The organism is Pseudomonas sp. WS 5412, from assembly GCF_012985615.1.
Taxonomy (GTDB): domain Bacteria; phylum Pseudomonadota; class Gammaproteobacteria; order Pseudomonadales; family Pseudomonadaceae; genus Aquipseudomonas; species Aquipseudomonas shahriarae.
Genome location: NZ_JAARMB010000009.1, coordinates 212,394 through 223,471, shown reverse-complemented (window position 1 = coordinate 223,471; position 11,078 = coordinate 212,394). Strand labels below are relative to the sequence as shown.

Here is an 11,078-nt window from a genome sequence, read left to right as displayed (position 1 = left end):
TGGCCGCAGGCAGGTATTGCGCAGTGGGCACCCCGGCATGGATGCCGGGGTAGCCGCGACACGGCCATGGATGGCCGATCGCGGCGGGCCCACGGAGCAATGCCTGACTGCGGGCATGCCGAGCCTAGGCGAGGCACCGAGTGGTGGGGCAAGAGCCCTTTTGGTTACTTTTGGGGCTCTCCCTCCGTGTCAGGCTACCTGTCGCGCTTGTTGATTGACTCAATTATTCAAGAGGGCGAAGGTGTGTAGCAATGTCCAAGCGTTATGACGACGAATTCAAAGACTGGGCCGTTCTGCAAATGATGCCGCCCCTCAATCGCTCAGTGGCAGACCTTGCCGTTGCGCTCAACCTCACGCCACAGTCACTGCGTAACTGGAGACAAATGGCTAGAGATAAAGGTTTGATCGTGCCGGGAAACGGCAAAACCAGTGATCAATGGTCCAGCGCCGATAAATTCAATGCTGTCATGGAAACCGCTCCGTTGAGCGAGGTGGAAATCTCCCAATACTGCCGAATCAAGGGCGTTTATCCGGAGCAAATCCAGCAGTGGCGCGAAGCCTGTCAAAACGCCAATACCCTGGCTGACCTGAAGCCCAGCGCAGAGAAAACTGCCGAACAACGACGAATCAAAGAGCTGGAACGTCAGTTGATCCAATCCGATGCTGGACGTGCTGAGGCGGAGGCTTTGCTGGAACTCAGAAAAAAAGCCAATGCGATCTGGGGCAAGGACAAGGAAGACTGATCAGCGCCTCTGATCGTACGCAAGCCATGCAGTTGATTGCCGAGGCGGTGCTCGGTGGGGCTCGTCGATATCGGGCGTGCAACGAGCTGGGACTGAGCCTGCGCACGGTTCAACGTTGGCGATACGCCGCCTGCGACAAGCGCCTGCTGGCTCAGCGGGCAGCGCCGTCAAACAAACTCAGCGAAGCGGAGCGCCAAGCGGTGCTTGATGCGGCCAGTCAGGCTGGCTACGCCAGCCTCACACCGCACCAAATCGTTCCTAAGCTGGCGGATGAGGGTATCTATCTGGCTTCGGAGTCGACGTTTTATCGCGTGTTAAAAGCGGCTAATCAAAACGTGCGCCGTGGTCGTGCCAAAGCTCCGAAACGCAGGGCGCTGACAACGCATTGTGCTGACGGCCCCAATCAAGTGTGGTGCTGGGATATCACCTGGTTACCCAGCACCGTCAAGGGCCGTTTTTTCTACTGGTACATGGTCAAGGACATCTACAGCCGTAAATTGGTCGCCAATGAGGTGCATGAGGTGGAGTGCGCTGAGCATGCGTGCGAACTGCTCGAAAAGGGCTGCTTACGCGAACACACGGCCGGTCGTCCATTGGTGCTGCACTCGGATAATGGTCACGTTATGAGAGGCTCTTTGCTGCGTGAAAGCATGGTTTCGCTAGGCGTAGAGCCGTCATTTAGCCGACCGCGCGTGAGCAACGACAATGCATACGCCGAAGCACTTTTTCGTACCGCAAAGTACTGCCCACTCTGGCCGGACCAGCCGTTTGATACCCTCACAGAAGCAAGACTTTGGGTACAAAAATTTATCGAGTGGTACAACGAAGATCATCGTCACAGCGCCTTGAAATACGTGACGCCGAACGAGCGCCACGAAGGCAAGGCGACAGCTCTATTACAAGCCCGAGTGGCGCTATATGAAGATGCCAGAGAAGCTAATCCGAGCCGCTGGAGTACCAGGACACGCAACTGGAAGTTGGCAGATGCGGTGTATTTGAACCCAGAACGCCCTGAAGTTAAGGGCGCAATGGGTTAGCCGCAGCAGTACTAAGGCGACAGGTACCTTGACACGTACCGCTCTTTTCCAAAAGTGACCCGCCGTAAGGGCGGAACCAATAGCCGCCATAACCGCAGCAACGGATATGTACACATACCCAAAAAAGAATTGTGTGATACCTATCGCCATCGCAAGCAAGCCCGCCACAATAGGCCTGCGCCAAATTTCCACCACGCCTTTTCCTCAATAAACCCCATCCCCTTGTTTTATAAGCACAAAAAACTAATTGCACTAAATGGCACGCTTTTCGCTCCAATTTGCTTAAGCAGGCAGCGCGACATCAAGACGTGCGGCATGGGATCAGGGGTTATAACCCCCGGCAAAGCGGACTAGACTGTTACCCAAGTTTTACGGAACTGAAGGAACAGTAAGGCGCCCGCCAGTAACCGCTCCCATCGAGCCTGTAAGACAGTATTCTGTGCTTAGAGGCCTGCCCGTTTATGAAAACACCGACCCAGACCAACGCAATTGACTTCGACAGTGCCAAATTGCAACGCCTGGGCTTTGGCCAGCCTTCCATCGTCGCCCGCCGACCCATCAGCCTTGCGCAACTGCGCCAGCAACTGAATCTGCAATTGCAGACCAGCCTGGAAGCGGAGCGGATCCTCAGCCTGTTTTTTCGCGAAGTGCAGCGCCTGGTCCCCCTGGACGCCCTGCAATACCGCCATGAAACCAGCGACCTGCGTCTGGAATATGGCCAGCGCGGTCATCACTCCGTGAGTTACAGCCTCAGCCATCAGGGCGAGCACCTGGGGGAGTTGGTGTTTCGCCGCAACCAGCGCTTCAGCGAAGAGGAACAGGGCAACCTGGAATCACTGCTGGCCAGCCTGCTGTACCCCATGCGCAATGCCTTGCTGTATCGCGCCGCGACCCGCAGCGCCCTGCGCGATCCATTGACCGAGACCGGCAACCGCGTCGCCATGGACCAGACCCTGGGCCGGGAGATCGAGATGGCCAAGCGGCATCTGCATCCGCTGTCCTTGCTGATGCTCGACATCGATCACTTCAAGCGCATCAACGACAGCCACGGCCACGCCACCGGCGACAAAGTGCTCAAGGCCGTCGCAGCCTCGATCAAAAGCCAGTTGCGCAATGTGGATATGGTGTTTCGGTTTGGCGGGGACGAGTTCCTGATCCTGCTTTCCAACACCAGCCGCGATGCCGCCACCATGGTCGGCGAACGCTTGCGCCAGGCAGCACAGGCCCAGGACTACTGGGCGGACACCACGCGTATCGAATTGACGGTGAGCCTGGGTTGCGCGACCTTGCTGGTAGGCGAGTCGGCCGAAAGCTTGCTGCGCCGGGCCGACAGCGCCTTGTACGTGGCCAAGCGCGAAGGCCGCAACCGCCTGGCAATGGCGGGGTAACCCCTACCCCGCCCTGCCGGGGTCAGGCTTCGCTGGCCGCCAGTACCTGGCGTTCGCGGATCACCGGGGTTTTCTCCAACTGCATGCAACGCTCCAGGAACAGGTACATGTAGTCGTAGCTCTTGCACACGGCCTGGCGCAACTCCACTTGCAACGCCTTGCTCGGGTTCATCCCCGCCAGGGTGCAGATGATTTCCAGCGCTTCCCACGGGTGGGCGTCGTCGTACTGGGCATGCATCTTCAGCCACTTCATGGCGCGCTTGCGATCTTCTTCGGGGAACGCTGCGGCATACACGCCCGTCGAACACACCAGCGCAGACCACTCCCCAGTGGCCCCCTCGATGGCGTAGTTGGTAGCGGCAATCGCAACAATCAACGAATCGGCCGAACTGGTGTGCCAGCACCAATGACTCAGTGCGTGCAACTCGGGCGGCACGTTCTGCGCTTGCAGTTCTTCCAGGCCCACGCCATGGGCGCGTGCCCAATGCATCCAATAGTCGGCATGGTTCAGTTCCACGCGAATATTGCGCATCAACCAACGTCGCGCCATATCCTCGCCAGGATGACGGGCAAACTTGGTCTTGGTCAGGTTTTGTGCCATGTACAACGCGAACTGTTCCACCACTGGCCAGCCACCAATCAGGTATTGGCGCATGGTCTTGGCACTGAGCTTGTTATCGCGCATGCGCTGGTACAGTTCGTGTTCGACAACTCGGCGCTTGCTCTCGCTACAGTCCTGGATCAATTGCTGAGCCCAGGCGGGGTAACTTGAGGCTTCCATAAGCGGGCCGGTTCTGCTGAATGTGTCGATCACTGTCGGGCTCCTTTTGATGTGTGATGTGTACAGACCAGCAGATGTTTCAGCGGAACGTGCCGGGCGCCCGGAATAACAGAGGCTGCGGGCGCGCAGGTCGACACTGCAAACTATCGAAGGTAAACAATTGCGGGCGCTCAATCAGGTAGCCCTGAGCGTAGTCCACGCCGATCTCAAGCAATGCCTGCTCGATGTGCGGCGTTTCGACAAACTCGGCAATAGTGCGTTTACCCATGACATGGCCGATGTGGTTGATCACTTCGACCATGGCGCGGTTAATCGGGTCGTCCAGCATATCCTTTACGAAACTTCCATCGATCTTCAGGAAGTCTACAGGTAAATGTTTGAGGTAGGCGAATGAGGACATTCCGGCGCAAAAGTCGTCCAGGGAGAAGAAACAGCCTAAGGCCTTGAGCTCATTGATAAAACGAATCGCACTGCCAAGGTTGGAAATGGCGCTGGTTTCGGTGATTTCAAAACAGATCATGCTCGGCGGAATGCCATAGGCGTTGAATTTCTCCCGCAGGAAGCTCAGGAAGTCGTCATCGCCGATGGTGATGCCCGACAGGTTGATCGCACACATCGCCATGGGCCTGCCCGGTCGCTCGATCATGCAACGGGCAATCAGCTTGAATACGTTCTCCACCACCCAGCGGTCCAGCGAAGTCATCAACCCATAACGCTCGGCAGCCGGGATAAAGCTGTCGGGCAAAATGATCCGCCCCGCTTCGTCGTGCAGGCGCAACAGGATCTCGATATGCCCGGCACCCGCCTCGGTATGGCCCAAGGCCGCGATTTCCTGGGCATACAGGCAGAAGCGGTTCTCCTCCAAAGCCATGTGCAGGCGCTGGATCCAGGCCATCTCGCCAAAGCGCAAGGACAACTCGGAGTCATCGGCGTGATAGACCTGCACCCGGTTACGCCCCTTTTCCTTGGCCATGTAGCAGGCCATATCCGCGGCGCGCAAAGAAGTTTCCAGGGTGGTCGGGATGTGCGAGATATGGACCAGGCCGATACTGACCGTGGTGACAAACGGCCGGCCTTTCCAGACAAAGTGCAGGTTTTGCACGGTGCGACGCAGACTTTCGGCGATTTTCTCGGCCACCAGTGGCGGGCAGTTCTCGAGCAGAATGCCAAACTCATCGCCCCCGAGGCGAGCCAGCGTATCGCCTTCGCGCAGGTCCGATTGCAGCAGCGCGCAGATATGCCGCAACAACTCATCGCCCGCCGCGTGACCACAGGTGTCGTTGACCAGCTTGAACTGGTCCAGGTCGAGGAACATCAAGGCATGCCCCGACTGCTGGCGCCCGATGCCATGCAACACCTGCTCCAGGCGGAATTCAAATTCACGGCGGTTGGCCAGCCCGGTCAAGGCATCATGGGTCGCCTGCCAAGACAGGTTGGCAATGTATTGGCGCTCCTGGGTCATGTCGTGCAACACCAACACTGCCCCGCTGACCTTTCCGGCACTGCGGATCGGGGCACCTACCAGGGTCACGGAGACCGTGCTGCCATCCAGACGCTGGATCAGCTTGGAGTGTTCGCTGCCGCCGGTGAGTTGACCGCCAAGAATATGCTCGATCAGGGCAAACCCTTCGGCCTGGGCGTTTTCATCCAGCAGATTGAACAACGCCGCCAGGGGCAGGCCCTGGGCCTGGGCAGCCTTCCAGTGGGTCAGGGACTCCGCCGCCGGGTTCATATAGGCGATAGCCCCGTCGACATCGGTGGTAATCACTCCGTCGCCGATGGACTCCAGGGTGATCTGCGCCCGCTCCTTCTCCACTTGCAAGGCATCGGCAAACGCATGGCGCTGGGCCAATAGCTTGCGGGTGCGCAACAAGGCCAGGGCAATCAGGCCGAGGGCGGTGGCCAGGTTAGTGATCAGCAGCAGGCGCAGAATCATCCTTGAGCCTTCACCCAGGGCATCGCTGAAAGCCTTGGCCGCCGGCGTCACGCTATCGTTGATGGCGATGATGCGCTCTTTCCAGGCATGGATGTCGGCGCTGGTGGCTTGGTTGGCAAGGATGTCCCGGTGCATTTCCTGCGCCAGGTCGTCGAGTTGCACCAGGTAGCCATCGCCCACGGTCCACAGCTCGATGGCTTTTTCCAGGTAACTGAAATGGCGGAAATTAAGGTACAGCCAGATCACGCTCGACACGTCATCCGGATGGTTGCCACCCTTGAGGATCCCCTGGCGCGCGGCCGCCAGGTCAGGGTTGGGGCGGTCCAGGGCGATGCGCAGCTCGTGCCCGCCCTGGGGCACGGCAATCGCGCTCTGGTATTTGAGAAAGGTCTTCTGGTCGCGGTTATCGGCATACAGGGTCAGGTAATAGATGGCATCTTTCTGGCCCTTGGACCACAGGCTTTCGCCCGCCACATAACCGCGCACGGCCGAGAGCATATAGAGGCTGACGCAGCCCAGTAATGCCTGGAACAGTACAACCGCAATAAAAGGCCAGACAATGCCCAGCAAACGGGGTGTTCCGAGAGTTCGCTTCTGCTTCATGAGATCCCTTGCATCAGCACAGGCGAGTAAAAACTGCTCCTGACAGCACAGCCGAGGCCAAACACGATCCCTCCAGGATCGGTACCGGGATCGTTTCAGCGAACTTGTTGCAAGTGTCCGTAAAGCTTGGCGTACAAACCGCCGTCGGCTATCAGCTGCTGGTGGTCGCCGTCTTCGGCTATATGCCCACCGTCAAACACCAATACCCTATCAGCCTGCTTCACCGCCGACAAACGGTGAGCAACGATCAGTGTAGTACGCCCACTGAGAAACCGCGCCAGTGCCTGGTGCAGGTTGTATTCGGTGGCCGCATCCAGGGCCGAGGTGGCTTCGTCGAGGATCACCACTTTCGGCTCGGCCAGCACCATCCGGGCAATCGCCAGGCGTTGGCGCTGGCCGCCGGACAAACGTACGCCCGAGCGCCCGACAATACTGTCCAGGCCCTGGGGTAACCCCTTGACCGTAGCATCCAACTGGGCAATTTCAAGGGCCTGCCAGCAGGCTTGATCACTGCGCTCGCGGCCCATGGTCAGGTTGGCGCGCACCGTGTCGTTGAACAGTGCCGGATGCTGCAGCACCACCGCGACATGCTCGCGGATGGTTTCCAGGCCAATCGCCTGCTGGGTTGCGCCGCCGAAGCGGATCGTGCCCGCCTGCGGGGTGTAGAGCCCCAGCAGTAATTGCACCAGGGTACTTTTACCGCCGCCACTGGCGCCGACAATCGCCACCTTCTCGCCGGGGGCGATGACCAGGTTCAACTGGTTGAGCACCAGGTCTTCGCCATAGCCAAAGTCCAGGCCCTGCACCTCGATACCCACGGTTTCGCGCCCGGTAAACGGATCTTCGCCCCCTGCGTATTGCGGTTCGTCGGCGCGGGCCAACAGTTCGTTGATCCGCGTCAGCGCGCCACCGGCTGCGTAGTAGGCGTATTGCAGGTTCAGCAGTTGCTCCACCGGGCCGATCATGAACCACAGGTAGCTGAACACCGCGAGCATCTGGCCGATGGACAGGTCGGAAAACAGCACCGTGAGCATCGCCGCCGCGCGGAAGATATCAATGCCGAACTGGAACAGCAGGCCACTGGCGCGGCTGGAGGCGTCGCTTTTCCACTGGGAGTTGATGGCAAAGTCGCGCACTTCCTGGGCACGCTGCCCCAGGCGCCCGAGGAAAAACCCTTGGCGATTGCCGGCGCGCACTTCCTGGATGGCATCCAGGGTTTCCGTCAGGGCCTGGGTAAACCGCGAGGTACTGTCGTTTTCGAGCTTTTTCAGGTGCTTGACCCGCTTGCCCAACTGCACCGTGGCGTAGATCACCAGGGGGTTGAACAGCAGGATCAACAGGGCCAGCTTCCAGTGCATCCACATCAGGATCCCGGAGGTGCCGACCAGGGTCAGGGTGGCCACCAGGAACCGGCTCAAGGTTTCCCCGACAAACTTGTCCACCGTGTCCAGGTCGGTGACCAGGTGTGTGGTCACGGTGCCACCGCCCAGGCTTTCGTATTCACTCAGGGAAATACGCTTGAGCCGCTCGATCAGACGCACGCGGATGCGGTAGACAATGTCCTTGGCCAGCCCCGCAAACAGGCGGGCCTGGACCACGTTGAACACCAACGCCGCGCAGCGCAATACCAGGGTGATCAGCAGCATCAGGCCGATATACCCGGCAGCCTGCTGCCAGGCCGCCGGCAACGCGTGGTTCATCACCTGCAACGCGGCATCGCCATTGCCCAGCAGCACTTCGTCCACCAGCAACGGCAGGAGCAAGGGAATCGGTACGCTGCACAGGGTCGCCAGTACGGCGACACCGTTGGCAATCCACAGGGATTTTTTATGGCGCAGGGCCAGGCGACGGATTTCTGCCCAGGTCAGCCGATCAACCCGTGGTGTTGGCTGATCATGCACAGGCAGCTCGCTCCAGCCAGCGACCGAGCAGCGGCGACAGCTCGGACAGCGGCTGGTAGCCATTGGTCAACAACGCCAACTGGCCATTGCGTTCGGCCAGCAAGGTCGGGAAACCGGCGATGCCCAGGTCCTGGACCCAAGTGAAGTCGGCGGCCGTGGCGGCATGTTGTTCGGCGCGGTCAAAGGCTTCGGCAAACTCGATACGCGGCACCCCGGCGGTCTCGGCCAGCTCCACCAGCACACTGGCGCGGGTCACATCGCGACCCTCGACATAAAAGGCCTGCTGGATCAGCCCGAGCAAGGTCCAGGCGCAATCCGGCGCCAGGCCACGCGCAGTGACCAGGGCCCGGCAGGCCGGCTCGGTGTCATACACAAACCCTTCAGGCAAGGCGCCCTCCAGGCGGAACGGCTGGCCCGTGGCCTCGGTCACCGCCTGCCAGTGCTCCAGGATATAGCGCCGAGTAGTCGGTTCCAGCGCCGCACCACTGCCGGTACGCAAGCCGCCCACCACCAGGTGCAATTCCACGCCAGCCGCCTGGGCCTGCTCAACCAGGGCCTTGGCCACCGGGGCAAAACCCCAGCACCAGGAACACATCGGGTCCATTACATAGAGCAGGCGCGCAGACATGGTTCAAGCCTCGGTGGATGATTGCTTGTAGTTGTAACCAATCGGGTGCGGCATATTGCGGGCCTTGGCCAGCTCGATCTGCTTCTGGCGGTCGATCGCACTGCGACGGGTCTTCTCGGACAGCTTATCCCAGCAGTGCGGGCAACTGATGCCGGCCACGTAGTGCTCGGATGCGCGGTCCTCTACGCTAACCGGTGTACGGCAGGCATGACATTGATCGTAGTCACCTTCGCTCAAGTCGTGGCGCACGGTCACGCGGTTATCGAAGACAAAGCAGTCGCCCTGCCATTTGGTCTCTGCCTGGGGCACCTCTTCGAGGTATTTGAGGATGCCGCCCTTGAGGTGATACACCTCGTCAAAGCCTTCGCTGAGCATGTAGCTCGAGGCCTTTTCACAACGAATCCCGCCGGTGCAGAACATCGCGACTTTCTTGTGCTTGGTCGGATCGAAGTTGGCTTTGATATAGTCGGGAAATTCGCGAAAACTCGTGGTTTTCGGGTCGATTGCGCCCTCAAAGGTGCCGATCGACACTTCATAGTCGTTACGGGTGTCGATCAACAGCACTTCTGGATCGCTGATCAACGCGTTCCAGTCTTGCGGATCAACGTAGGTACCGACTTTCTTGTTCGGGTCGACGCCTTCGACGCCCAGGGTCACGATCTCTTTTTTCAGCTTGACCTTGGTGCGGTAGAACGGCTGCTCATCGCAGTACGACTCTTTGTGGTCGATATCGACCATGCGTGGGTCGTTCTTCAACCAGGCCATCAGGCCATCAATGCCTTCGCGGCTACCGGAAACGGTGCCGTTGATGCCTTCTTCGGCGATCAGCAAGGTGCCCTTGATGCCGTTGTCGACCATGGCCTGCAACAGGGGCTCACGCAGGGCGACGTAATCTTCGAGGGTGACGAACTTATACAGTGCCGCCACGACGATGGGGTGTGTCATGGGTGTTCTCTCCAGGTGGCTACCCTCGTAAAGGGTGAACCGGATGCAAAAAAAACGCGCCGACTGAGCGGCGCGTTGCGGATTCTAGCAAAACATAGGCCCTTGTAGCAGCCGGATATCAGTGTTTGCTACCGCCAGCGCAGGTCGGCGAGGCCGGGGCTGCGTCGGTTTTTGCCCATTCTTCAGGCGTGTAGGTATGCAGCGCCAGCGCATGGAACTCGCTCATCAGGTCGCCCAACGTGGCGTAGACCTTCTGGTGGCGCTTGACGCGGTTGAGCCCCTCGAACTGCTGGCTGACCAGCACGGCCTTGAAATGCGTCTGCAATCCACGGCTGTGCATATGGCTTTCGTCCAGCACACTCAGGTGTTCCGGGCTCAGGGCGGCAAGTGCCGATTCGATACGCTGCTGCATGGTCATTGCTTACTTCTTCTTGGCGGGTGCGGCTTTGGGGGTCAGTTCGTTGGTCATGTCTTCCAACAGCTTGTTCACGACAGGTACCGCGCTTTCCAGCTTGGCCTGGGTCAACTGGGCCGATTGCTGGGTCAGTTGCGGCATTTTCTCCAGGACTTTCTTGCCCAGTGGCGACTTGTAGAAGGCAACCAGGTCTTTGAGTTCGGACTCGCTGAAGTTGCTGGTGTAGAGCTTGACCATGTCCGGCTTGAGCTTGTTCCAGCCAATGGCCTGGTCCAGGGCGGCGTTGGCCTTGGCCTGGTAGGTGTCGAGCACGGTTTGCTTGGCGGCAGGCGCCTTGGTCTGCTCGAAACGCTGGGCGAACATTTGCTGCACTTGCATGTACACCGGGGTGCCCAGCTTGTCCGCGTGAGCCAGGGTCAGGAAGGCTTCGGCACTGGCGTTGTGGCTGGCGGTATCGGCAAGAACCTGGCCGCTGGCACAGACCAGAGCAACCGCGGTACAGATGGCACGAAGACGAGTCATCGAGTTTCCTTTCTAGCAGGCGAGGTAATACCCCAAGGGCGACCATTCTGCGCCTAAAAAACGCTGGCACTCAACCCCACGCCTTACAGCGCCTGGTTTTGCGGGGGTTTGGCCGATGAAATGGCTTTTATGGAACCCAAACGCCCCCCCAGGGCCTAAACTGCGCAAACCGACTACAA

Annotated in this window: 8 protein-coding genes and 1 pseudogene; 2 read left to right on the top strand and 7 right to left on the bottom strand. The window is 59.4% G+C overall.

Annotation, left to right across the window (positions count from 1 at the left end; genetic code table 11):
• Positions 1-251: 251 nt before the first annotated feature.
• Both HBR94_RS14735 and HBR94_RS14730 read left to right on the top strand, forming a co-directional pair.
• Positions 252-1,780, top strand: a pseudogene (locus HBR94_RS14735) (IS3 family transposase).
• Between the two features lie 461 nt (positions 1,781-2,241).
• On the top strand, positions 2,242-3,168 hold the full coding sequence (locus HBR94_RS14730) for a GGDEF domain-containing protein (protein WP_170045061.1): 927 nt from the start codon (positions 2,242-2,244) through the stop codon (positions 3,166-3,168).
• 22 nt (positions 3,169-3,190) lie between these two features.
• Here HBR94_RS14730 and HBR94_RS14725 read toward each other — a convergent pair whose 3' ends face one another.
• From HBR94_RS14725 to HBR94_RS14695, 7 genes are all read right to left on the bottom strand, one after another.
• On the bottom strand, positions 3,191-3,982 hold the full coding sequence (locus tag HBR94_RS14725) for an iron-containing redox enzyme family protein (protein WP_170045060.1): 792 nt from the start codon (positions 3,980-3,982) through the stop codon (positions 3,191-3,193).
• A 46-nt stretch (positions 3,983-4,028) separates the two neighbouring features.
• On the bottom strand, positions 4,029-6,488 hold the full coding sequence (locus tag HBR94_RS14720; RefSeq protein WP_057440784.1) for an EAL domain-containing protein: 2,460 nt from the start codon (positions 6,486-6,488) through the stop codon (positions 4,029-4,031).
• Between the two features lie 95 nt (positions 6,489-6,583).
• Complete coding sequence (locus HBR94_RS14715; RefSeq protein WP_169961214.1) at positions 6,584-8,389, bottom strand: ABC transporter ATP-binding protein; 1,806 nt, start codon at positions 8,387-8,389, stop codon at positions 6,584-6,586.
• On the bottom strand, positions 8,382-8,984 hold the full coding sequence (locus HBR94_RS14710) for a DsbA family protein (protein ID WP_169961215.1): 603 nt from the start codon (positions 8,982-8,984) through the stop codon (positions 8,382-8,384). Before HBR94_RS14710 ends, HBR94_RS14715 begins: the two co-directional genes overlap by 8 nt.
• 36 nt (positions 8,985-9,020) lie before the next feature.
• Positions 9,021-9,962, bottom strand: a complete 942-nt coding sequence (locus HBR94_RS14705) for a rhodanese-related sulfurtransferase (protein WP_170045059.1) — start codon at positions 9,960-9,962, stop codon at positions 9,021-9,023.
• A 118-nt stretch (positions 9,963-10,080) separates the two neighbouring features.
• Positions 10,081-10,380, bottom strand: a complete 300-nt coding sequence (locus tag HBR94_RS14700) for a BolA family protein (RefSeq protein WP_115127821.1) — start codon at positions 10,378-10,380, stop codon at positions 10,081-10,083.
• Between the two features lie 3 nt (positions 10,381-10,383).
• Positions 10,384-10,899: a DUF2059 domain-containing protein gene (locus HBR94_RS14695; protein WP_115127820.1), complete on the bottom strand. Its 516-nt coding sequence runs from the start codon at positions 10,897-10,899 to the stop codon at positions 10,384-10,386.
• Between the last annotated feature and the right edge of the window lie 179 nt (positions 10,900-11,078).

Coding starts and splice junctions, on each gene's coding strand:
- HBR94_RS14730 (WP_170045061.1), top strand. CDS start 2,242: ATGAAAACACCGACCCAGACCAACGCAATTGACTTCGACAGTGCCAAA.
- HBR94_RS14720 (WP_057440784.1), bottom strand. CDS start 6,488: ATGAAGCAGAAGCGAACTCTCGGAACACCCCGTTTGCTGGGCATTGTC.
- HBR94_RS14700 (WP_115127821.1), bottom strand. CDS start 10,380: ATGACCATGCAGCAGCGTATCGAATCGGCACTTGCCGCCCTGAGCCCG.
- HBR94_RS14695 (WP_115127820.1), bottom strand. CDS start 10,899: ATGACTCGTCTTCGTGCCATCTGTACCGCGGTTGCTCTGGTCTGTGCC.
- HBR94_RS14710 (WP_169961215.1), bottom strand. CDS start 8,984: ATGTGTTCCTGGTGCTGGGGTTTTGCCCCGGTGGCCAAGGCCCTGGTT.
- HBR94_RS14705 (WP_170045059.1), bottom strand. CDS start 9,962: ATGACACACCCCATCGTCGTGGCGGCACTGTATAAGTTCGTCACCCTC.